This is a genomic window from Cupriavidus sp. GW823-FHT07B10, from assembly GCF_058794355.1.
The window spans coordinates 103,707-126,371 of sequence record NZ_JBXAGS010000002.1; the positions used below are offsets into that span (position 1 = coordinate 103,707).

The window sequence follows — 22,665 nt, forward strand, 5'->3', positions numbered from 1 at the left end:
GTTTAGTGTGTGCGCAGCACGATCAGGTCCGCCAGGTCCCGCAGGCGGTCCGCGCGCTCGCCAAAGCCGGCCAGCGCCTCGTGTGCGTCGGCGCGCAGCGTCCCGGCCAGTGCGCGTGCCGGGTCAAGCCCCATCAGCGACACATAGGTCGGCTTGTCATGGGCGGCGTCCTTGCCGGCGGTCTTGCCCAGCGTGGCGGTATCGGCAGTGACGTCCAGAATATCGTCAACCACCTGGAACGCCAATCCCACTGCCGCCGCATAGCGATCCAGCGCGGCCAGGCCCTCGGCGTCGATTTCACCACATAGCGCACCCATGCGCACACTGGCGCGCAACAGCGCGCCGGTCTTCATGCGATGCATGGCCTCGAGCGCCTCGCGCGTCATGGCGCGGCCCACGTTCTGCAGGTCGATCGCCTGGCCGCCGGCCATTCCGGTCGAGCCCGACGCCAGCGCCAGCTCGGCCACCAGCTGCAGCCGCGCCGCGGGCGCGATCGCCCCGGCACCGGCCAGCACGATAAAGGCCTGGGTCTGCAGCGCGTCGCCAACCAGCAATGCGGTGGCCTCGTCATAGGCCTTGTGCACGGTGGGCCGGCCGCGGCGCAGGTCGTCGTCGTCCATGCAGGGCATGTCGTCGTGCACCAGCGAATAGGCGTGGATCATCTCCACCGCACAGGCCGCCGCGTCGCAGGCGGCCGGAGCCGCCCCGCTGACCTCGCCGGCGGCATGCACCAGCAGCGGCCGCACGCGCTTGCCGCCGCTCAGTGCAGCATAGCGCATGGCTTCGTGCAGCGTATGCGGCACGGTCTCGGCAGCGGGCAGCGCCGCCTGCAGGGCGGCCTCGGTACGGGCGCCCTGGGCCTGCATCCATTGGGCAAAGTCACTCATGCCTCGTCCGCCCCCAGTGCACCGTTGGCGCCATTGCCCTCGCCGGCCAGCGGCTTGAGCACGTCACCTTCCAGCACGCGGACCTGCTGCTCGACCCGCTCCAGCTTCTGCTGGCAGTAGCGCACCAGCTCGGCGCCGCGGCGGTAGGCCGCCAGCGATGCCTCCAGCGGCAGTTCGCCGCTTTCCATGCTGGCCACCAGCGTTTCCAGCTCGGCCATCGCCGCTTCGTAGGAAGCGGGCGGCGCCGATGCGCTGGTGTCGGCGGTGTTGTCGGTCTGGACCGGAGCGGTCGTCGTTTTTGGCATATCAGGACCTGGAATCAAGGACCCCGGGGGAAACCCGGATGGGGAAGCCCGGATTTTACGCCAAAGCGGGAGCTTGCCCCATCCTTGCGCACGGTCGGCGTGGACCTATCGGGGTGCACAAACCACAGAAGTGACTTGTGCGCTCGGGTCGTCTTTCCGAATGCGCCCGGTACGGCACCCCGATGACGACCCGGGTCGACTTTTTCGCTAAAAAGGCAAAAAAATCAGTCCCTTAACTTTTTGGGTCGGGTACAATCTCCCCCTCGCCGCCAGGGGGCTACCGGACCTTGCCGACCTGGCGGAAGTCTTTCCCAAATCGATTCAATTTTCGATGGTTGGGTTGTTCACTGCTTTCACCTGTTCATCTGGGAGTGGGGATAATGTCCAATCTCAGCACCGCGCTCAACCTGGCGCCGGCTGATTCGCAACTGCCCGTCGGCGTCTATTTCGACGAAGCGCTGCATCAACAAGAACTCGAACTGCTGTTCAGGAATGGCCCGGGCTATATCGGCCACGAGCTGATGGTTCCGGAAGTCGGCGACTACCACACGCTCAGGGCAGAGGACGAAGGCCGCATGCTGGTACGCAACGCCGCCGGCATCGAACTGATGTCCAACGTCTGCCGCCACCGCCAGGCCATCATGCTCAACGGCCGCGGCAATGCGCACAACATCGTCTGCCCCCTGCACCGCTGGACCTACGACCTGAAGGGCGAGCTGCTCGGCGCGCCGCATTTCGACAAGCAACCCTGCCTGCACCTGAAGCGCTCGCCGCTGCAAAACTGGAATGGGCTGCTGTTCGACGGCAAGCGCGACGTGCGCGCCGACCTGGCCAGGCTGGGCGTGGCCCAGGACCTGAACTTCGACGGCTACATGCTGGACCACGTCGAGGTGCACGAGTGCGACTACAACTGGAAGACCTTTATCGAGGTCTACCTGGAGGACTACCACGTCGTGCCGTTCCACCCGGGGCTGGGCAGCTTCGTCTCGTGCGACGACCTCAAGTGGGAGTTCGGCGAGTGGCACAGCGTGCAGACCGTGGGCCTGCATGCCGGCCTGAAGCGCCCCGGCAGCCCGACCTACCAGAAATGGCACGACGCGGTGCTGCGCTTCAACGACGGCGTGCTGCCCAAGCACGGCGCGATCTGGCTGACCTACTACCCCAACATCATGGTGGAGTGGTACCCCAACGTGCTGGTGATCTCGACGCTGCACCCGGTCGGCCCGCGCAAGACGCGCAATGTGGTGGAGTTCTACTACCCCGAGGAAATCGCGCTGTTCGAGCGCGAGTTCGTCGAGGCCGAGCGCGCCGCCTACATGGAAACCTGCATCGAGGACGACGAGATCGCCGAACGCATGGATGCCGGCCGGCTGGCGCTGCTCAAGCGCGGCACCAGCGAAGTCGGACCGTACCAGTCGCCGATGGAAGACGGCATGCAGCATTTCCATGAGTGGTATCGCCGCGCCATGGCTTACGCCGGCTAGTCCGGCGGACTAGTGCGATAACCGCACAACGCACGCAAGAACGGACCGCCCTGGCGGTCCGCTTTCCTTTGGGACGCGAAGTGCGCTGCTAGAATCATTGTCCGGTGCCGGCAGCCACACCGCTTGCGCGACGAGGCCAGACACGAAGCCCGCCCGCGCGCCGGACGCCTCTCTTTCCCGCTTCGTTTCGCTTCACCGCGCCCCTCGCCATGCAATCGCTCTGGATGCTGTTCGCCGCCTTCGCCTTCTCGTTGATGGGGGTTGGCGTCAAGCTGGCATCCGATCTCTACACCACCGGCGAGATCGTCTTCTACCGCGGCCTGATCAGCGTGGTCATCATGTGGGTGCTGCTGTCCTCGCGCGGGATCCCGGTGCGCACGCCCTACATGCTGTCGCACATCAAGCGCAGCGTGTTCGGCGTGACCGCGCTGATGCTGTGGTTCACCTCGATCTCGCTGCTGCCGCTGGCCACCGCGATGACGCTGAACTACATGTCGCCGGTGTGGATCGCGCTGATCCTGGGCGCCGGCGCGGCGCTGGCCGGCACCGGCGGCAATGCCGACCGGCGCCTGGTGCTGGCGATCCTGCTGTCCTTTGCCGGCGTGATCTGCCTGCTGCAGCCTTCGGTCGGCAAGGACCAGCTGACCGGCGGCCTGGTCGGACTGATCTCGGGCATGTTCACGGCGCTGGCCTATGTCGAGGTGCGCCAGCTCGGCCAGCTGGGCGAGCCCGAGGGCCGCATCGTGTTCTATTTCTCGCTGGTCGGCATGATCGCCGGGCTAGTGTGGATGCTGCTGGGCGGCGTCAGCGCGCATACCTGGTACGGCGCCGGCCTGCTGCTGGCCATCGGCATCCTGGCCACGCTGGGCCAGACCGCGATGACGCGCGCCTACAAGCGCGGCAACACGCTGCTGACCGCCAACCTGCAATACGCCGGCATCGTCTTTTCCAGCGTGTGGGGCATGCTGATCTGGTCCGACCGGCTGAACTGGCTGTCGTGGCTGGGCATGGGGCTGATCATCGCCAGCGGCATCGCCACCACGCTGATGCGCGCGCGCCAGGGCACCGATGCCAAGCCCACGCCGGCCACGCCGGTCAAGTCGCCGGAGGCGGAAGTCCATCCCGAGGTGTAGCATCCCCTGGTGAACTAGACCCCTTTCCATCGATCGCAACAGGATTCCCATGCAGAAACCGCTGATTTCCGTCACCGCGCTGCAATCGCTGCTGGCCACCCCCGGCGGCTGCGTCGTGATCGACTGCAGCTTCGACCTGGCCGACCCGGCCGCCGGCCGCGAGGCCTACCGCACCGGCCACCTGCCCGGCGCCTTCTACCTGCACCTGGACAACGAGCTGTCCGGCCCCAAGACCGGCAGCAACGGCCGCCACCCCCTGCCCGACGCCGACGACCTGGTGGCGCGCCTGCAGGCGCTGGGCGTGGACGACGACACCCCGGTAGTGGCCTACGATGCGCAGGGCGGCATGTTCGCCGCGCGGCTGTGGTGGCTGTTGCGCTGGCTCGGCCACGATGCCGTGGCCGTGCTCGACGGCGGCAAGGACGCCTGGGTCAAGGCCGGCCTGCCGCTCGAACACGATGCCACGGAAGAGCCGGAATTGCCCGGCAAGTTCCAACGCCGCAAGTCGCTGGCGCCGACCGTCGACGCCGCCGCGCTGGTGGACAACCTCGAGCGCGCCTCGCTGCTGGTGGTGGATGCGCGCGCGCCCGACCGCTTCCGCGGCGAGAACGAGACGCTGGACCCGGTTGGCGGCCATATCCCCGGCGCGGTCAACCGCTTCTTCAAGGACAACCTGGGCGCGGACGGCCGCTTCAAGCCGGCCGAGACCCTGCGCGCGGAATTCGGCGCAGTGCTGGGTGCGCGCGCCCCGGCGCAGGCAGTGATGCAGTGCGGCTCCGGTGTCACGGCCTGCCACAACCTGCTGGCGCTGGAAGCGGCCGGCCTGGGCGGCGCGGCGCTGTACCCGGGATCATGGAGCGAATGGTGCGCCGATCCGGCGCGCCCGGTCGCTACCGGGGCCGCCTGAGGTCAGCGTGACGAGGCAATGGGCGCGGCGGGCGCAATATGGCCGTGCCCGCCGTGGCTGTGGCTCTCGTGCACGCCGTTGGTGATGAAGACGATCGCCGAGATGCCCGCGGCCACCAGCACCACCTGGATCGCCGACTCGCGCCAGCGCGGCTTGCGCTGCATCTGGGGCATCAGGTCGCTGACCGCGATATAGAGGAAGCTGCTGGCGGCAATCACCAGCACGTACGGAATCCAGCCGCTCAGCTGGTCGAGCAGGAAATACCCGACCACGCCGCCGGCGATGGCCGCCAGGCTCGACAGCAGGTTGAAGGCAAAGGCACGGGCCTTGGAGAAGCCGGCATTGAGCAGCACGATGAAGTCGCCGACTTCCTGCGGGATCTCGTGCGCCGCGATTGCCAGCGCGGTGACCACGCCGATATGCGGATCGGCCAGGAAGGCCGCCGCGATCACGATGCCGTCGGCAAAATTGTGGAAGGTGTCGCCGACCAGGATGGTCAGGCCGCTGCGCCCCGCTTCCTCGCGGTCATGGCCGTGGTGGTGGTGGTGCCCGTCGCCCTCGTGGTGGTGCGAGTGGCGCAGCAGCGAGATCTTTTCCAGCAGGAAGAAGCCGAGCAGCCCCGCCAGCAGCGTGCCGAACAGCGCGCGCGGGTCGGCGCCGGACTCGAACGCCTCGGGCAGCGAATGCAGCAGCGCGGTGGCCAGCAGCACGCCCACTGAAAAGCTCACCATGCGCTCGACCACGCGGGACGCCACCGTCAGCGACAGCAGCGCCGCCCCGAAGATGCTGCCCACCCCCGAGATCGTGGCGGCGAGCAGGATATACAAAAGCGTCGAATGGATGATGGGCTCCCGGGGTGGCGGTACCGGGCGGCCCCGCCGTTCCGCCCGCATCGCGCCGGGCGGCTAACGCAACAATGTTGCAATAACTCAAAGGCCGCATTGTACGTATCCGCCGGGACTTTGCAATCCTGCTGTCGGGCGAGAGGCGCCTCGCGGCGCCGGGACGGCCGGATCAGGCCACGCCGTGCTGCCTGAACCAGTCCAGGCACTTCTGCCAGCCATCCCTGGCATCGGCTTCACGGTAGCTGGGCCGGTAATCGGCATGGAAGGCATGGCCGGACTCGGGATAGACGATAAAGCGCGAGGCCTTGGCGTCCGGGTCGGACGACGCCGCCAGCGCGGACTTCATCCTCTCCACCTGCTCCTGCGGGATGCCGGTGTCCTTGCCGCCATACAGGCCGAGTACCGGGGCATGGAGCTGGCCGACCAGGTCGATGGGATTCTTCGGCTTGAGCGGGGTCGGCTCGGGCGCCAGCTGGCCATACCAGGCCACGCCGGCCTTCAGGCGCTTGCTGTGCGCTGCATAGAGCCAGGTCATGCGCCCGCCCCAGCAGAAGCCGGTGATGGCCAGGCGCGACACGTCGCCGCCGTTGGCACCGGCCCAGGCCACCGCGGCGTCCAGGTCGCCCATCACCTGCGCGTCAGGCACCTTGGCAATCACCTCGCGCTGCAGCTCCTGGATGGTGCCGAAGCTCTGCGGATCGCCCTGGCGCGCGAACAGTTCCGGCCCGATCGCCAGGTAGCCCAGCTTGGCAAAGCGCCGGCACACGTCGGCGATATGCTCGTGCACGCCGAAGATCTCGCTGACCACCAGCACCACCGGCAGGTTCTTCTTGCCTTCGGGCTGGGCGCGGTAGGCCGGCATGCTGAAGCCGCCCGAGGGGATGGTGACCTCGCCGGCGCTCAGGCCGGCAAAGTCGGTCTTGATGGCCTGCTGGGCCATCACCGGCAGCGCGGCCGCCGCAAAGGCGGAACCCAGCGCCGTCTTGACAAAGCCGCGGCGGTCGAACGTCTGGCCGGGGACGAGGCTATCCACTTCCGGTTTGAGCATGCGTGTCTCCAGGATCGTTGGTGGCTGGGCCGGGATGCGGCGCCAGCGGCAGATTTTAAGCAGACATGGAGAAAACATGGGGCGGCCTTGCAGCCACCTCCGCACGCCACCAGCCCGCGCGGCATGGTGCAGCACGGGAAGCCCCGGCCCGGCGCGCGTCAGTGCAGCTTGACGCGCGGGCTGGTCTTGCGGCGCAGCCAGTGCGAAACCGTGTCCAGCGCCATGCCCACGGCGCCGTGCAACGCCATCACATGCATCCGGTACAGCGACGTGTACATGACGCGCGCCATCAGCCCTTCGATGAACATCGAGCCGCCGATCAGCCCGCCCATCAGGCTGCCCACTGCGCTGAAATGCCCCAGCGACACCAGCGAGCCGAGATCCTTGAAGGCGAACGACGGCAGCGGGCGCCCGTCCAGCCGCGCGCGCAGCGCGCTGTAGAGGAAGGTGGCCTGCTGGTGCGCGGCCTGTGCGCGCGGCGGCACCGTAGTCTGCTTCTCGGCCCACGGGCAGCTGGCGCAGTCGCCGAAGGCGAAGATGTCCGGGTCGCCCTCGCTCTGCAGCGTCGGGCCGACCACGATCTGGCCCTGGCGGCTGACCGGCAGCCCCAGTGTGGCCAGCACCGGCGGCGCGGTGATGCCCGCCGCCCATACCGTCAGGTCGGCATCGATATGCTTGCCGCTGGCGGTCAGCACCGCCTGCGGCGTGACCTCGGTCACGCGCTCGCTGGTCAGGACATCGACGTCGAGCTTCTTCAGCAGCTTGGCGGTCTCGACCGAGACCCGCTCGGACAGCGCCGGCAGGATGCGCGGGCCGGCCTCGATCACGTGGATATGCACATCGCGGCGCGGATCAAGCTGGTGCAGGCCGTAGGCGCTGAGCACGTGCGCGGTGTTGCGCAGTTCGGCCGACAGCTCCACGCCGGTGGCGCCCGCGCCAATGATGGCCACGTCAACGCGCGGCCGGCCGTCCGCGCCCACGCGCCCGCGCCCGTTCTGGGCCCGCACGCAGGCCGCGATCAGGCGCTTGCGGAAGCGCTCGGCCTGCGCCACGACGTCCAGTGCGATGGCATTCTCGGCCGCGCCGGGCACGCCGAAGAAATGCGTGACGCAGCCGATCGCCAGCACCAGCGTGTCATAGGGCAGCTCGCGCGCCGGCAGCAGTTCGGCGCCGTCCTCGTCGAAGCTGGCCGACACCGAGATGGTCTTGCGGATGCGGTCGATGCCGGTCAGCTCGCCCAGCTGGAACTCGAAGTGATGCCAGCGCGCCTGCGCCGCGTATTCCAGCTGGTGCGTGTTGGGGTCCATGCTGCCGGCTGCCACTTCATGCAGCAGCGGCTTCCAGATGTGGGTGGGCAGGCGGTCCACCAGCACCACCTGCGCCTGCCCCTTGCGGCCGAGCTTGTCGCCCAGCTTCGTTACCAGTTCCAGCCCCCCTGCTCCCCCACCGACGACAACGATGCGAGGCGTCCTTGTTTCTGTCATGGTCTACCTGATGCGTTTTTGTAAATTCTTGCCTGAGGCGTTTGCCACAGTCTGCTGCATTGCAGCATAACTGGCAAGCCGGTAAGCCTGACTCGGCAGTCGCTTCATTCGATACCACAACGCATGGGCGGCGCAGGCTGGCTGACAGGCGGCCTCGTCAGTGCGCTTCTTCCCAGTTGGCGCCGCTGCCCACTTCGGCCACCAGCGGCACGCGCAGCTGCGCCACCGAGCACATCAGCTCCGGCAGCCGCACCTTGACCAGCTCCAGCTCATGCTCCGGCACCTCCAGCACCAGTTCATCGTGCACCTGCATGATCTGGCGCGTCTGCAGCCCGTCGCGCTCCAGCCAGCCCTGCACCGCGATCATCGACAGCTTGATCAGGTCGGCGGCGGTGCCCTGCATCGGCGCGTTGATGGCGGCGCGCTCGGCGGCCTGCCGGCGCGGGCCGCTGCCGCCGTTGATGTCGGGCAGCCACAGCCGGCGGCCGAACACGGTCTCGACATAGCCTTGCTCGCGCGCGGTCTGCCGGGTCTCTTCCATGTAGTGGGCCACGCCCGGGTAGCGCATGAAATAACGGTCGATGTAGTGCTTTGCGGCCTCGCGCTCGATACCCAGGTTGCCGGCCAGGCCGAACGCGCTCATGCCGTAGATCAGGCCGAAGTTGATCACCTTGGCGTAGCGGCGCTGCTCGCTGCTGACGGCCTCGCGCTCCACGCCGAAGATCTCGCCGGCCGTGGCGCGGTGGATGTCCTCGCCGTTGGCAAAGGCGCGCAGCAGGTTCTCGTCGCCCGAGATATGGGCCATGATGCGCAGCTCGATCTGCGAGTAGTCGGCCGACACGATCACGCTGCCGGGCTCGGCGATAAAGGCTTCGCGGATGCGGCGGCCCTCCTCGGTGCGCACCGGGATGTTCTGCAGGTTGGGCTCGGTCGACGCCAGCCGGCCGGTCACCGCGGTGGCCTGGCCGTAGCTGGTGTGCACGCGGCCGGTCTGCGGGTTGACCATCTTGGGCAGCTTGTCGGTATAGGTGGACTTGAGCTTGGCCAGGCCGCGGTAGTCCAGCAGCAGCTTGGGCAGCGGGTAGTCCTCGGCCAGCTTCTGCAGCACCTCTTCGTCGGTCGAGGGCGCGCCGCTGGCGGTCTTCTTCACCACCGGCAGCTTCATCTGGCTGAACAGGATCTCGCCGATCTGCTTGGGCGAGCCCAGGTTGAAGGGCTGGCCGGCGGCCTCGTAGGCGGCCTGCTCCAGCGCCAGCATGCGCTGGCCCAGCTCGGCGCTCTGCGCGGCCAGGCGTTCGGCATCGATCAGCACGCCGTTGCGCTCGACCTTCTGCAGCACCACCGAGACCGGCATCTCGATCTCTTCATACACGCGGCGCAGGCCCGCCGCGGCTTCCACCTGCGGGAACATCTTGCGGTGCAGGCGCAGGGTCACGTCAGCGTCTTCGGCAGCGTATTCGGTGGCGCGCGCCAGGTCGATCTGGTCGAAGCCGATCTGGCTGGCGCCCTTGCCGCACACCTCTTCATAGGTGATGGTCTTCAGGCTCAGCAGGCGCTCGGCCAGGCTGTCCATGCCATGGTTGCGATGCGAGGCCAGCACGTAGCTCTGCAGCATGGTGTCGTGCGCCACGCCGCGCAGCTTCACGCCATGGTTGGCAAAGACATGGACGTCGTACTTGAGGTTCTGGCCCAGCTTCGGGCGGCTGGCATCTTCCAGCCATGCGCGCATGCGCCCCAGCACGAACTCGCGCGACAGCTGGCCGTGGTCGGGCAGCCCGGCCACGTCCGGGCCACGGTGCGCCACCGGGATATAGCAGGCTACGCCCGGCTCGACCGACAGCGAGATGCCGACCAGCTGCGCCTGCATCGGGTCCAGCGAGGTGGTCTCGGTGTCGATGGCCACCAGCGGCGCGGCCTCGATGCGCCGCATCCAGTCTTCCAGCTGGGCTTCGGTGCTGACCGTGTCGTAGCGGATCTCGGTCGGCGCGGCCTGGTCCGCTGCCGGTGCCTCGGCTGCGCCGGCCGTGGCCGGCACATCGAACAGGCCGCCTTGCGCCGGCGCGGCGGCCGCGCGGGCGCGGGCCTGGGCGCGGGCATCGGGCAGGCTTTCGCCGGTCGCTTCGCGCAGCCAGGTCTTGAAGCCGTAGCGCGAGAAAAACGCTACCAGCTTGTCCTTGTCCTCGCCCGTTTCGCGCAGCGCGTGGAAGTCCGCCACCGCGGCGGAGAGGTCGCAGTCGGTCTTGACCGTGACCAGCTGGCGCGCCATCGGCAGCCAGTCCAGCGTATTGCGCAGGTTCTCGCCGACCACGCCCTTGATGCCGGGGGCGGCGGCGATCACGCCGTCGAGCGAGCCATGCTCGGCCAGCCATTTGACCGCGGTCTTGGGGCCCACCTTGGGCACGCCCGGCACGTTGTCGACCGCATCACCGATCAGCGACAGGTAGTCGATGATGCGCTCGGGCGGCACGCCGAACTTGGCAACCACGCCAGGGGGATCGAGCACCTCGCCGCTCATGGTATTGACCAGCGTGACCTGGTTGTTGACCAGCTGCGCCAGGTCCTTGTCGCCGGTGGACACCACCGTGCGCACGCCCTGCTCCGTGGCCTGGCGCGACAGCGTGCCGATCACGTCGTCGGCCTCCACGCCATCAACCACCACGATCGGCCAGCCCATGGCGCGCACGGCCTCATGGATCGGCTCGATCTGGCGCGCCAGGTCTTCCGGCATCGACGGGCGATGTTCCTTGTAGGCCGGATACATGTCGTCGCGGAAGGTCTTGCCCTTGGCGTCGAACACGCAGGCGCTATACTCTGCCGGGTAGTCGTTGCGCAACTTGCGCAGCATGTTGATCATGCCGTAGATTGCCCCTGTGGGCAGACCCTCCCCATTCCTCAGGTCCGGCAGAGCGTGATAAGCGCGATACAGATAGCTCGATCCATCGACGAGCAAGAGTGTTTTTGGACTATCCGACATTCCCATGGACTCAAAATTGACTGGTGCCGCTGCAGGCGGTGCCTCGACCGCCCCCCTTGCTGACCCGGATGTTTCCGACATTTCCGGCGATACCGTACAACCCCCGCCGGAGGCTGCTTCCGAGCACGCCGCGGCCATCGCCGCGGCGGCCGATGCTGCTGCCGCGGGCAATCCGCCCGAAGTTGCTGCTGAAAAGGCCGCTGCTGCGGCCGCGCGCGCCAATCCGCGCAAGATGATCCCCAGCCTGCGTGCGCTGGCCGACGAAGACCGCGCTACCGCAAAGAAGGCGCGCGCCTCGTGGCAAATGTTCACGATTATGGCAGAGTTCATCGAGGCCACCGAGTACCTCTCCGAGATCCGCCCGGCCGTGTCGATCTACGGCAGCGCGCGCCTGCGCGAGGATTCGCCGTACTACCAGCGCACCATCGAGATCGCCCGGCTGTTTTCGGACGCCGGCTTTGCCGTGATTTCCGGCGGCGGCCCCGGCATCATGGAAGCGGCCAACAAGGGCGCGCATGCCGGCAAGTCCGCCAGCGTCGGCCTGAACATCGAACTGCCGCACGAGCAGCAGGGCAATCCGTACCAGGACATTGCCATGCGCTTTCGCCACTTCTTCACGCGCAAGGTCACCTTCGTCAAGAATTCGGACGCCTTTATCGTGATGCCGGGCGGCTTCGGCACGCTCGACGAGCTGGCCGAGGTGCTGACGCTGGTGCAGACCGGCAAGTCGCGCTCGGTGCCGGTGATCATGTTCGGCAGCCGCTTCTGGAAGGGCCTGCTGGACTGGTTCCGCTTCACGCTGCTGCCGATGGGCCTGATCGCCGAGCACGACCTGGACCTGATGAAGATCGTCGACGAACCGCACGAAGTGCTGGAAGCGGTCTACGACTACTACGAGCAGCGCGGCGGCGACAAGCCGATTCCGCCCAAGGAAGAGATGTTTTACCTGTAAGGCATGGACGCCGGGGCGCGCGGCGCCAAGCCACGTACCCGGCACCCGGCGCCCGTTGCGCAGGTGCCCCCCGGGGCACGGCAGCGGCCTGCGCACGGCAGGAATTGCTAGAATGGAACCTGTCCGTCTGCCAAGCCCGGCGCCGCCGGGTTGCAGTCCAACCGCTGCATGCCGCGGGGTTGCGCGCAAGCTGCGCCGCAGCCCCGCACAGGAGCACCTGATGACCTCCCCCTCCACCGCCCGCTCGGTCCGGCCCACGCGGTCTTCCGCCGTGGCCGGCGAGCCTGAATCGCCTGCCAGGCGGTCCGTGTCCAGCCTCGCCGCCGTGGCCGCCGCCGCGCTGGCGCTGGCTTCCGGCTGGGCCGTCGCGCAGGAAAGCAATGCGCTGACGCAGCAGGAGCTGAACCAGATCAACAACCAGCCGATCGCCCCGACGGCCAAGTCGCAACTGAACCAGCCGCGCCAGCCGAGCTTCCAGCTCAATGAACGCGATGGCACCCAGGTGCGCGAGTACCGCGACAAGGGACGGGCCACCGATATCCAGGTCAGGTCGGGTTTCGGCACTAAATACGAGATGAGCAAGCCGGAAGACAGCTCGCCCAAGATCCGCGAGCACGATGTCAACCGCGTGCCTTCGGTCAACCTGAAGTTCTGAGTTCGCTTGCCCACGGCCTGGCGTAAGCCCCAGGCCGCGCCGGCCCTCCGGCAGTGTCATGCCGCGGCGGCGGCCCGGACTTTGTCCGGAACCGGTGCCCGCCGCTTTCCGATTCGCTTCACACAACGAGTATGGCCGTATTCACCACGGTCTCGCAGGACGAGATCGCCCGCTGGCTGCTGGATTTCAACCTTGGCGAAGTGCGCGAGCTGCGCGGCATCGCCTCGGGCATCGAGAACAGCAATTTCTTCCTCACCACGGAGCACGATGGCCAGACGCGCCAGTATGTGCTGACCATTTTCGAGCGGCTCACGTTCGCGCAGCTGCCGTACTACCTGCACCTGATGGCGCACCTGGCCGAGCGCGGCATCCGCGTGCCCGCGCCGATCCCGGCACGCGACGGCGAGATCCTGCGCCCGCTCAAGGGCAAGCCCGCCACCATCGTCACGCGCCTGCCGGGCGCATCGCAACTGGCGCCCGACGCGCAGCACTGCGCTGAAGTGGGCGACATGCTGGCACGCATGCACCTGGCCGGCCAGGACTATCCGCGCCAGCAGCCCAACCTGCGCAGCCTGCCCTGGTGGCGGCAGACCGAGCCTGAGATCCTGCCCTTCCTGGATGCCGGCCAGCGCGCGCTGCTGCAGCAGGAGATCGCCCACCAGGCCGCCTTCTTCGCCAGCACGGACTACGCCGGCCTGGGCTCGGGCCCGTGCCACTGCGACCTGTTCCGCGACAACGCGCTGTTCGAGGAAGACGGCAGCGGACGCCACCGCCTGGGCGGCTTTTTCGACTTCTACTTCGCCGGCAACGACAAGTGGCTGTTCGATGTGGCAGTCACCGTCAACGACTGGTGCATCGACCTGGCCAGCGGCGAACTCGACCCCGCGCGCACGCAGGCCCTGCTGCGGGCTTATCATGCCGTGAGGCCGCTGACCGCCACCGAGGCCGCGCGCTGGCAGGACATGCTGCGCGCGGGTGCGCTGCGCTTCTGGGTATCGCGACTGTGGGACTTCTACCTGCCGCGCGAGGCCGACATGCTGCAACCGCACGACCCGACCCATTTCGAACGCATCCTGCGCCGGCGCATCGGCGCGGACCCTGCAAGCGCCCCGCTCCCCTGGATCTGATCCGTATGCAACTACTGGAAGTCCCTGCCAAGGAAGGCTACACCTGGTTCCGCCAGGGCATCTGGCTGTTCCGCAAGAACCCGCTGACCTTCCTGATGCTGCTGTTCGTCTACCTGATCGCCGCGCAGCTGGCCATCGTGGTGCCGCTGATCGGCATCATCGCGCTGCTGGTGGTCACCCCCGGCCTGTCGGTCGGCGTGATGACCGCATGCCGCGACGTGATCCAGAACAAGCGGGTGATGCCCACCGTGCTGCTGGCGGGTTTCCGCGCCAACGGCAAGGAAGCCACGCGCAACCTGCTGGTGCTGGGCGGCATCTACGCCGGGCTGGTGTTCATGCTGGGGCTGATCGCCGGCTCGGTGGTCGACATGAGCGCGCTGGTGCCGATCGTGCTGAAGGAAGAAGCGCCGACCGCCGAAGCGGTGCGCCAGCTGTACTACGCCATGCTGATCGGCGCGCTGCTGTACACGCCGATCGCGATGATGTTCTGGTTCGCGCCGCTGCTGGCAGCCTGGCACGGCGTGCCGCCGGTCAAGGCACTGTTCTTCAGCTGGACCGCGTGCTGGCGCAACCGCGGCGCCTTCCTCACCTACGCGGTGCTGTTCGCGATGCTGCTGGTGGCGATCCCGTTCTTCCTGGAGGCGGTGTTCAGCGCCTTCGGCGCGGAGACGGTGCTGTCGTTCCTGGTCACGCCATATTCGCTGCTGATGCTGGCGATCCTGTACTGCTCGTTCTATGCGACGTACCGGGGCTGCTTCAACGTGACGCCGCCGGGGGTAGATCCGACCGCGCCGGCAACTCCCGGGGCCTGAACAACGGGCGCTCGCTGCGCGATCGTGTGCTCCCTCTCCCGCTTGCGGGAGAGGGAGCACACCGCCCTCACGGCCTATTCGCAGAACGTCTTCACCATCTCGTCCGCTGCCAGGCGCAGGTCCGGCACGAATCCCATCAGCTGGTCCATCGTCATGCGCGCCATCGGCACCTGCACGGCAATCGCCGCGCAGGCGCGGCTCCGGTTGCGCATCACCGGCACCGCGACCGCGATCATGCCTTCCAGGTTTTCCTGATTGTTGACCCCCAGGCGCCGCTGCCGTGTCTCGGCCAGTTCCGCGTGCAAGGCCTCGGCATTGGTAATGGTGTGCGCCGAATGCGCGCGCAGCGGCAGGCTGGCGACCAGGCGCTGGCGCTGCGCGCTCGGCAGGAACGCCAGCAGCAGCTTGCCGCTGGCGGTGCAGTGCAGCGGCACCCGCGAGCCCGGCTGCAGGTGCATGCGCAGCGGCCATTGCGTTTCCACGCGGTCCAGGTAGACCACGTCGTCGCCGGACAGCATGGTCAGGTTGCAGGTCTCACCGATCTTGTCGACCAGCTGCTGCAGGATCGCATGGCGCGCCGCCGCCGGACCTGCCTGCATCAGCACATTGACGGCCAGCTGCCGCACGCGCGACGAGCACTCGTAGTGGCGGTTGCCGGCAGTGCGCGACACCAGCCAAGTGCTTTCAAGCTGCTTGAGGATGCGGTGGACGGTCTGCTTCGGCAGCTCGATCGCCTGCACGATGGCCGCCAGCGACAGCGGTCCGTCGGCCGCGGACAGGATCTCGAGAATGCGGAAGGCGCGCACGGCAGCGGCATTCGAATGATTGCTCATGGATCAAATTTAAAGGATTCCGGGACGCATGGCCGTCCCGAAAACTGAATTCTCGATCGCACCCCGGCTGCGCGCTCGCGAAAGCGCACAAATTGGGACGGCCTGTCTGCCCCGCTTCACTAGATTCGATCCAGGGCCGCCGACGGTGCCGCGAAGTGCACGACAAAGCGCGGCGGCCCTAACCGTCCAAACCGCGGAGTCGAATCCATGAGTGTGCAAATACTGCATCGCCGGCAGTCCAACAATTCCGATTTGCCCCTACCGACGGCATCCCTGCCCGTGCAGCCAGCGCAAGCCGCGGCTGAAGCCGTCACTGCGGTCGTGGCCCGGGCCAGGCAGGCGCAGCGCGAGTTCGCGCGTGCCGACCAGGCCACCGTCGACACGGCAGTCGCCGCTGCCGCGTGGGCCATCATGGAGCCCGCGCGCAACCGCCAGTTGGCCGAGCGTGCCGTCGCCGACACCGGGCTGGGCAATGTCGACGACAAGATCCGCAAGAACCACCGCAAGACGCTGGGCCTGCTGCGCGACCTGCATGGCCGCAGGACGGTGGGCGTGATCGCGCAGGATGCGGCAGCCGGCATCACCGAGATCGCGCGGCCCGTGGGCGTGGTGGCGGCCATTACGCCTTCGACCAATCCTGCGGCCACGCCGGCCAACAAGATCATCAACGCGCTCAAGTGCGGCAACAGCGTGATCTTGGCGCCGTCGCCGAAGGGGCAGGACACCTGCGCGCTGCTGCTGTCGTTCATCCACGCCGAGTTTGCGCGCGCCGGCCTGCCCGCCGACCTGGTCCAGATGCTGCCCGCGCCGGTCTCGAAGACCGCGACGGCGGAGCTCATGCGGCAGGCCGACCTGGTGGTCGCGACCGGCTCGCAGGCCAACGTGCGCATGGCCTACACCTGCGGCACGCCGGCCTTCGGCGTGGGCGCCGGCAATGTGGCATCGATCATCGACGCCAGCGCCACGCTGGATGACGCGGCAGCCAAGGTGGCGCGCTCCAAGACCTTCGACAATGCCACCAGTTGCTCTTCGGAGAACAGCCTGGTCGTGGTCGACGCGGTCTACACGCCCATGCTCGACGCCTTGGCGGCGGTCGGCGGCGTGCTGCTCACGGCTTCGGAGAAAGCGCGGCTGCAGGCGCTGATGTGGCGCGACGCCAAGCTCGCCGGCAGCTTCACGGGACAGAGCGCGACCCGCATTGCCGAGCTCGCCGGGCTGGAACGCGTGCGCGCGCTGCAGCCCGCGATGCTGCTGGTGGAGGAAACCGGTGTCGGCAGCGACTACCCCTTCTCCGGCGAGAAGCTCTCGCCCGTGCTGACGCTCTACCGCGCGACCGACTTCGCGGCGGCGGTCGAGCGCGTGGCGAGCCTGTACGCCTATATGGGCGCCGGGCATTCGGTCAGCCTGCATTCGTCCAACCCGCGCCATGCGCTGCAGCTTGGACAAGAGCTGCCGGTGGCGCGCGTGATCGTGAACCAGGCGCACTGCTTCGCCACCGGCGGGAATTTCGACAACGGCCTGCCGTTCTCGTTGTCGATGGGCTGCGGCACCTGGGGCGGCAACAACTTCTCGGACAACCTCGGCTGGCGCCAATACCTGAATATCACCCGCATCGCCGTGCCCATCGCCGAGCACGTGCCCGATGAAGCGGACCTGCTGGGCGACTACTTCGCGAGGGTCGGCAAATGAACGCGCGCACGGAACCCGAAGTGTTCGACACGCTTGCCGCGCTGATTGCCGTGCGCGCCGCGCAGTGGCCCGACAAGCCCTACCTGTTGTCCCCGGACAGCGGCCATGCGCTCACTTTCGGCGCGCTGGCGACGGACGCCGGCACGCTCGGCCGCAGCTATGCGGCAGCCGGCCTGGGCAGCGGCCAGACGGTGTCGGTGTACCTGCCCAACGGCGAGCAGACCGCGCGGCTCCTGCTCGGCACCATGGCCTGCGGGCTGGTGGTCAATCCGATCAACCTGCTGTGCCAGCCGGCGCAGCTGCGCTACATCCTGGCGCACTCGGATACGAGGCTGGTCTTCACCTGGCCCGACGGAGAAGCCGCCATCCGCGAGGCCCTGCGCGAGGCCGGACTGGACGTGCCGGTGCTCGTCACCGCGCCCGATGCCAACAGCCTGCCGGCACTGCCTGCCACGCATGATGCTGCGTCGCCACTGCCCCCACCGCAGCCTGACGCGCCCGCGCTGCTCATGTACACGTCCGGCACCACCGGCACGCCCAAAGGCGTGCTGCTGACGCAGCGCAACCTGGTGGCCAACGGCACCAACGTCAGCCGCGAGCACTGCCTCGGGCCGGCCGACCGGGTGCTGGCGACGCTGCCGCTGTATCACATCAACGGCCTGGTCGTGACCGCGATCGCGCCGCTGGTGCACGGCGGCTCGGTGGTGATGCCGATGCGCTTTTCCGCCAGCGCGTTCTGGCAGGACAGCGCGCGCCACGGATGCACCTGGCTGAACGTGGTGCCGACCATCATCGCCTACCTGCTGAACGATCCGCACGGCCAGGCCCCGGCCGGCGTGCGCTTCTGCCGCTCGGCCTCGGCCGCGCTGCCGCCCGAGCATCACCGCGCCTTCGAGGCGCGCTTCGGCATCGGCGTGATCGAGACCATGGGCATGACCGAGACTGCCGCACCGGCGTTCAGCAATCCGCTCGACCCGGGCCAGCGGCGCATCGGCAGCATCGGCAGGCCATCTGGCACGCGCGCACGCGTGCTCGGGCGCGACGGCAAGCCGGCTCCTGACGGACAGGTCGGCGAGATCGTGCTGCAGGGCGAGAGCGTGATGGCGGGCTACTACAAGGCGCCGGACATCACGCGCGAGGCCTTTACGCACGATGGCTGGCTGCGCACGGGCGATCTCGGCTACCGCGACGCCGATGGCTATTTCTACATCAGCGGGCGCGCCAAGGAACTGATCATCAAGGGCGGCGAGAACATCGCCCCGCGCGAGATCGACGAGGCGCTGCTGCGCCATCCGGGCGTGCTCGAAGCCGCGGCGGTAGGCGTGCCGGACCCGGCCTACGGGCAGGAGATCGTTGCCTACGTGGTCATGCGCGAGGCCGCGCGCTGCGATGACGCGGCGCTGCGCGCGCATTGCCTGCGCGAGCTGGGCCGCTACAAGACGCCGAAGGAGTTCCGCTTTATCGCCGAGCTGCCGCGCGGCCCGTCCGGCAAGGTGCAGCGGCTGAAGCTGCTCGACCACGCCTGAACCTTCCCCCTTCCACAACCCTCGCCAAGGAGCCTGCCCGACCGGAATCCACCAGACCAGGAGACACGACTCAAGACTGCAGACAGATTGCTCAAGGACGGGGCAGCGCGGCCGGCGCCGCGCCCCCGGCGCGCCGCAAGCGCATGGCTACGGACCGTGTGCCGGCCGCCGCCCCGTCAACACCACGCGCGCGCCGCGCATAGGAGGTGGTTATGAAGCAACGTATCAAGACCCGGCACATGATCCTGGGCGTCATGTGCCTGATGTATTTCATCGCCTATATCGACCGCGTCAACATTTCGGTCGCCGCCCCCCTGATCCGCGAGGAAATGGGACTGACCACATCGCAGCTGGGGCTGGTGTTCTCGGCCTTTGCCTACCCCTATGCCGCCATGCAGATTCTCGGCGGCTGGATGGCTGACAAGTTCGGGCCCAAGAAGGTGCTGATTGTCCTCTCGCTGATCTGGGGCGTGGCCACCGTGCTGACCGGCTTCGCGGGCAGCGTGCTGATGCTGGTGGTGCTGCGCTTCGTGCTGGGCATCGGCGAAGGCGGTGCGTTCCCGACCGCGACGCGCGCCTTCACCTACTGGATGCCGGTGGCGGAGCGCGGCTTCGCGCAGGGCATCACCCACAGCTTCGCGCGGCTGGGCGGTGCGATCACGCCGCCGGTCGTGCTGGTCATCGTGGCCGCCGCCGGCTGGCGCGAAGCCTTTATCGTGCTGGGCGCGGTCAGCCTCGGCTGGACCTTGCTGTACGCCTTCTTTTTCAAGGATTCGCCCGACAAGCACAGCCGCGTGACCGCGCAGGAGCTGCAGGAGATCGGCTACCGGCACGGCGACAGCCGGCAGGCCGCCAAGGCGGCCACGCCGTGGCGGCGCCTGTTCCGGCGCATGTGGCTGGTGACCTTCGTCGACTTCTGCTACGGCTGGTCGCTGTGGGTCTACCTGACGTGGCTGCCCTCGTACCTGAAGGAGGCGCGCGGCTTCGACCTGAAGCAGCTGGCGCTGTTCACCGCGCTGCCGCTGATGGCCGGCGTGGTCGGCGATACGCTCGGCGGCGTGCTGTCGGACCGCATCTACAAGCGCACCGGCAACCTGCGCCTGGCGCGCGGCGCGGTCCTGTTCGTGGGGCTGGCCGGCTCGCTGATGTTCATCGCGCCGATGACCTTCACGGCCGATGCCGTCAACGCGGTGATCCTGCTGTCGCTGTCGTTCTTCTTCCTGGAGCTGACCAACGCGGTGCTGTGGAGCCTGCCGCTGGACATCGCCGGCAAGTACGCCGGCACCGCGGGCGGCATGATGAACACCGGCTTCGGCGTGGCCGGCATGGTGTCGCCGGTGGTGTTCGGCTACCTGATCGAGCGCACCGGCAGCTATGACCTGCCGTTCATGATCTCGGGGGCGCTGCTCGGGGTTGGCGCGCTGGCCTCGCTGTTCATCAATCCGCTGCTGACGGTGGACAGCCCCGACGAAAAGGCTGGCGAGGTCCGCCACGCCCTGCCCTGAGCCGCCCGGGTCGCGGCATGGCGCGCAGCGAAGCCGGACTCGTTCAGTCGATCGCGTCCAGCTTCGCCACCGACAGCGCCAGCCACTTGGCGCCGTTGCGCTTGAAGTTGATATTGGCGCGTGCGTCGGTGCCCTCGCCTTCCAGCGCGGTGATCACGCCTTCGCCAAACTTGTTGTGGAACACCGACTGCCCCACCCGGAAGCCGGTGCCGGCCTCGCGCTTGGCATCGGCATAGCCGTTGCCGTTGTCCATGCCGCCGGTGGGGCGCGTGCCGGTATAGGGCACGTCCTCGGGCTTGCGGAACCAGTCGCGGCCCCAGGCGCTGTCGCGCTCCTGGCGGCGCACGCCGCCGTAGCCCTGCGCCGGCGGCGTCAGCCACTTGAGCGAGGCCTCGGGCAGTTCCTCGAAGAAGCGCGAGCGCACGTGGTAGCGGGTCTGGCCGTGCAGCATGCGGCTTTGCGCGAACGACATGTAGAGCCGCTTGCGCGCACGCGTGATCGCCACGTACATCAGGCGGCGCTCTTCCTCCACGCCGTCCGGGTCCATCATGCTGTTCTCGTGCGGGAACAGGCCCTCTTCCATCCCGGTGATGAAGACCACGTCGAATTCCAGCCCCTTGGCCGCATGCACGGTCATCATCTGCACCGCGTCCTGGCCGGCCTGGGCCTGGTTGTCGCCGGCTTCCAGCGAGGCATGGGTCAGGAACGCGACCAGCGGCGTCATCACCACCGGCAGCGCTTCCGGATCCAGCACCTGCTGGGCCTGGTCGCCGTCGGCCAGTGCCGGGGCGGCGGGGCTGCGGTCAACCGGGATCACCGCGGCCAGCGCTTCCAGGCCGTAGCCTTCCTCGACCACGAAGGCCTGCGCGGCGGTCACCAGTTCCTGCAAGTTCTCGATGCGGTCCTGGCCTTCCTTCTCGCCCTGGTAGTGGGTGATCAGGCCGCTGTGGTTGATCACGTACTCGACGGTCTCGGCCAGCGTCATGCGGCGCGTGTCCTCGCGCATCTTCTCGATCAGGCGTGTAAACGCCGCCAGCTTGCTGCCGGCCGCGCCGGGCACGTAGGCCACCGCCTCGGCCAGCGCGCAGTCATACTGGCGCGCCATGTCCTGCAGCACTTCCAGCGAGCGCGCGCCGATGCCGCGCGCCGGGAAGTTGACCACGCGGCCAAAGGCTGCATCGTTGCGCGGGTTCTCCAGCAGCTGCATATAGGCCAGCGCGTGCTTGATTTCGGCGCGCTCGAAGAAGCGCAGGCCGCCATAGACGCGGTACGCGATGCCGGCCGAGAACAGCGCATGCTCGATCACGCGCGACTGCGCGTTGCTGCGGTACAGGATGGCAATCTCGGCGCGGCTGGCGCCCTGCGCGATCTGGTCGCGGATCTCCTCGATGATCCAGGCGGCTTCCTGGCCGTCGGAGCCGCCCTGGAACACTCGCACCGGCTCGCCGTGGCCGGCGTCGGTGCGCAGGTTCTTGCCCAGGCGGCGCGCGTTGTGCGAGATCAGGTGGTTGGCCGAATCCAGGATATGCCCGTGCGAGCGGTAGTTCTGCTCCAGCTTGATCAGCCGGCGCACGCGGAACTCGTGCTCGAAGTCGCGCATATTGCCGACGTTGGCGCCGCGGAACGCATAGATGCTCTGGTCGTCGTCGCCCACGGCAAAGACCGCGGCCGGGTTCTGCGTGCCGTAGCCGGCCAGCAGCTTGAGCCACTGGTACTGCAGCACGTTGGTGTCCTGGAACTCGTCGACCAGCACGTGGCGGAAGCGGTGCTGGTAGTGCTGGCGGATGGCGTCGTTGTAGCGCAGCAGCTCGTAGCAGCGCAGCAGCAGCTCGGCGAAGTCGACCACGCCTTCGCGCTGGCACTGCAGGTCGTAAGCGGCGTAGAGGTCGACAAAGCGCTTGTTGAAGTCGTCGTTGGCCTCGACGTCGGCCGGGCGCAGGCCCTGCTCCTTGGCGTTGTTGATGAAGTACTGCAGGTTCTTGGCCGGGTACTTCTCATCGTCGACGTTGAGCGACTTGAGCAGCCGCTTGAGCGCCGAGAGCTGGTCCTGGCTGTCCAGGATGGCAAAGGTCTGGGGCAGCCCGGCGTCGCGGAAATGCGCGCGCAGCATGCGGTTGCACAGGCCGTGGAAGGTGCCGATCCACATGCCGCGGGTGTTGATCGGCAGCATCGACGACAGCCGCGTCTGCATTTCCTTGGCGGCCTTGTTGGTAAAGGTCACCGCCAGGATGCCCGCCGGCGAGACCCGGCCGTTCTGGATCAGCCAGGCGATGCGCGTGGTCAGCACGCGGGTCTTGCCGCTGCCCGCGCCCGCCAGGATCAGCGCCGGTTCGTCAGGCAGGGTGACGGCGGCTAGTTGTTCGGCGTTCAGGTTGGCAAGCAGGTCGGACATCGGATCAGCCTTGTGGATTGACGGCAATTATACCGGCGGGCCCTGTCCTGCAAGTCACATCCGGCGGGGCCGGATGGCCGGGAAATAGGCACCAGCCTGCCACCCCC

The 22,665-nt window shown here is 67.9% G+C and carries 18 protein-coding genes; 10 read left to right on the forward strand and 8 right to left on the reverse strand.

What is annotated here, in order from left to right; translation table 11 throughout:
- Nucleotides 1-2: 2 nt before the first annotated feature.
- A complete protein-coding gene (locus AC1Q6V_RS05300; protein WP_010813642.1) occupies nucleotides 3-887 on the reverse strand; it encodes a polyprenyl synthetase family protein in 885 nt (294 codons plus the stop codon).
- The gene (locus tag AC1Q6V_RS05305) at nucleotides 884-1,192 is read right to left on the reverse strand and encodes an exodeoxyribonuclease VII small subunit (RefSeq protein ID WP_010813643.1); all 309 of its coding nucleotides are present in this window, start codon (nucleotides 1,190-1,192) and stop codon (nucleotides 884-886) included. The genes AC1Q6V_RS05300 and AC1Q6V_RS05305 overlap by 4 nt, the downstream gene beginning before the upstream one ends.
- Before the next feature lie 380 nt (nucleotides 1,193-1,572).
- On the opposite strand from AC1Q6V_RS05305, the gene AC1Q6V_RS05310 reads away from it, so the two are divergent.
- The 3 genes from AC1Q6V_RS05310 to AC1Q6V_RS05320 all read left to right on the forward strand — a co-directional run bounded on the left by AC1Q6V_RS05310 (nucleotide 1,573) and on the right by AC1Q6V_RS05320 (nucleotide 4,716).
- Nucleotides 1,573-2,676 (forward strand): aromatic ring-hydroxylating oxygenase subunit alpha, encoded by a 1,104-nt coding sequence (locus AC1Q6V_RS05310; RefSeq protein WP_010813644.1) that lies wholly within the window; start codon nucleotides 1,573-1,575, stop codon nucleotides 2,674-2,676.
- A 209-nt stretch (nucleotides 2,677-2,885) separates the two neighbouring features.
- Complete coding sequence (locus AC1Q6V_RS05315) at nucleotides 2,886-3,809, forward strand: DMT family transporter (RefSeq protein ID WP_010813645.1); 924 nt, start codon at nucleotides 2,886-2,888, stop codon at nucleotides 3,807-3,809.
- A gap of 49 nt (nucleotides 3,810-3,858) precedes the next feature.
- On the forward strand, nucleotides 3,859-4,716 hold the full coding sequence (locus tag AC1Q6V_RS05320; protein ID WP_010813646.1) for a sulfurtransferase: 858 nt from the start codon (nucleotides 3,859-3,861) through the stop codon (nucleotides 4,714-4,716).
- A gap of 2 nt (nucleotides 4,717-4,718) precedes the next feature.
- Here the strand turns inward: AC1Q6V_RS05320 and AC1Q6V_RS05325 are convergent, their stop codons facing one another.
- The 4 genes from AC1Q6V_RS05325 to polA form a co-directional block, all read right to left on the reverse strand.
- Nucleotides 4,719-5,609, reverse strand: a complete 891-nt coding sequence (locus AC1Q6V_RS05325; protein ID WP_011615804.1) for a ZIP family metal transporter — start codon at nucleotides 5,607-5,609, stop codon at nucleotides 4,719-4,721.
- A gap of 121 nt (nucleotides 5,610-5,730) precedes the next feature.
- The gene (locus tag AC1Q6V_RS05330) at nucleotides 5,731-6,609 is read right to left on the reverse strand and encodes a dienelactone hydrolase family protein (RefSeq protein ID WP_010813648.1); all 879 of its coding nucleotides are present in this window, start codon (nucleotides 6,607-6,609) and stop codon (nucleotides 5,731-5,733) included.
- A 158-nt stretch (nucleotides 6,610-6,767) separates the two neighbouring features.
- Complete coding sequence (locus AC1Q6V_RS05335; protein WP_058696656.1) at nucleotides 6,768-8,093, reverse strand: NAD(P)/FAD-dependent oxidoreductase; 1,326 nt, start codon at nucleotides 8,091-8,093, stop codon at nucleotides 6,768-6,770.
- A 157-nt stretch (nucleotides 8,094-8,250) separates the two neighbouring features.
- Entirely contained in the window at nucleotides 8,251-11,067 is a 2,817-nt protein-coding gene (gene polA, locus AC1Q6V_RS05340) for a DNA polymerase I (protein WP_439668110.1), read from the reverse strand.
- Between the two features lie 4 nt (nucleotides 11,068-11,071).
- On the opposite strand from polA, the gene AC1Q6V_RS05345 reads away from it, so the two are divergent.
- The 4 genes from AC1Q6V_RS05345 to AC1Q6V_RS05360 all read left to right on the forward strand — a co-directional run bounded on the left by AC1Q6V_RS05345 (nucleotide 11,072) and on the right by AC1Q6V_RS05360 (nucleotide 14,613).
- Complete coding sequence (locus AC1Q6V_RS05345; protein WP_011615808.1) at nucleotides 11,072-12,019, forward strand: LOG family protein; 948 nt, start codon at nucleotides 11,072-11,074, stop codon at nucleotides 12,017-12,019.
- A 220-nt stretch (nucleotides 12,020-12,239) separates the two neighbouring features.
- Complete coding sequence (locus AC1Q6V_RS05350) at nucleotides 12,240-12,674, forward strand: membrane protein (protein WP_010813652.1); 435 nt, start codon at nucleotides 12,240-12,242, stop codon at nucleotides 12,672-12,674.
- 131 nt (nucleotides 12,675-12,805) lie between these two features.
- Entirely contained in the window at nucleotides 12,806-13,801 is a 996-nt protein-coding gene (locus AC1Q6V_RS05355; protein WP_058696658.1) for a homoserine kinase, read from the forward strand.
- A gap of 5 nt (nucleotides 13,802-13,806) precedes the next feature.
- Nucleotides 13,807-14,613, forward strand: coding sequence for a BPSS1780 family membrane protein (locus AC1Q6V_RS05360; protein ID WP_010813654.1), 807 nt, complete (start codon nucleotides 13,807-13,809; stop codon nucleotides 14,611-14,613).
- Between the two features lie 74 nt (nucleotides 14,614-14,687).
- On the opposite strand, the gene AC1Q6V_RS05365 is transcribed toward AC1Q6V_RS05360, so the two are convergent.
- Entirely contained in the window at nucleotides 14,688-15,446 is a 759-nt protein-coding gene (locus AC1Q6V_RS05365; RefSeq protein WP_010813655.1) for an IclR family transcriptional regulator, read from the reverse strand.
- Nucleotides 15,447-15,653: 207 nt separating this feature from the next.
- Between AC1Q6V_RS05365 and sauS the strand changes: the two genes are divergently transcribed.
- The 3 genes from sauS to AC1Q6V_RS05380 all read left to right on the forward strand — a co-directional run bounded on the left by sauS (nucleotide 15,654) and on the right by AC1Q6V_RS05380 (nucleotide 20,166).
- Nucleotides 15,654-17,135 (forward strand): acylating sulfoacetaldehyde dehydrogenase, encoded by a 1,482-nt coding sequence (gene sauS, locus AC1Q6V_RS05370; protein ID WP_058696659.1) that lies wholly within the window; start codon nucleotides 15,654-15,656, stop codon nucleotides 17,133-17,135.
- Entirely contained in the window at nucleotides 17,132-18,661 is a 1,530-nt protein-coding gene (locus AC1Q6V_RS05375; RefSeq protein ID WP_010813657.1) for an acyl--CoA ligase, read from the forward strand. Before sauS ends, AC1Q6V_RS05375 begins: the two co-directional genes overlap by 4 nt.
- 212 nt (nucleotides 18,662-18,873) lie before the next feature.
- On the forward strand, nucleotides 18,874-20,166 hold the full coding sequence (locus tag AC1Q6V_RS05380) for an MFS transporter (RefSeq protein WP_010813658.1): 1,293 nt from the start codon (nucleotides 18,874-18,876) through the stop codon (nucleotides 20,164-20,166).
- 43 nt (nucleotides 20,167-20,209) lie between these two features.
- On the opposite strand, the gene AC1Q6V_RS05385 is transcribed toward AC1Q6V_RS05380, so the two are convergent.
- Nucleotides 20,210-22,558 (reverse strand): UvrD-helicase domain-containing protein, encoded by a 2,349-nt coding sequence (locus AC1Q6V_RS05385; RefSeq protein ID WP_010813659.1) that lies wholly within the window; start codon nucleotides 22,556-22,558, stop codon nucleotides 20,210-20,212.
- Nucleotides 22,559-22,665: the final 107 nt, after the last annotated feature.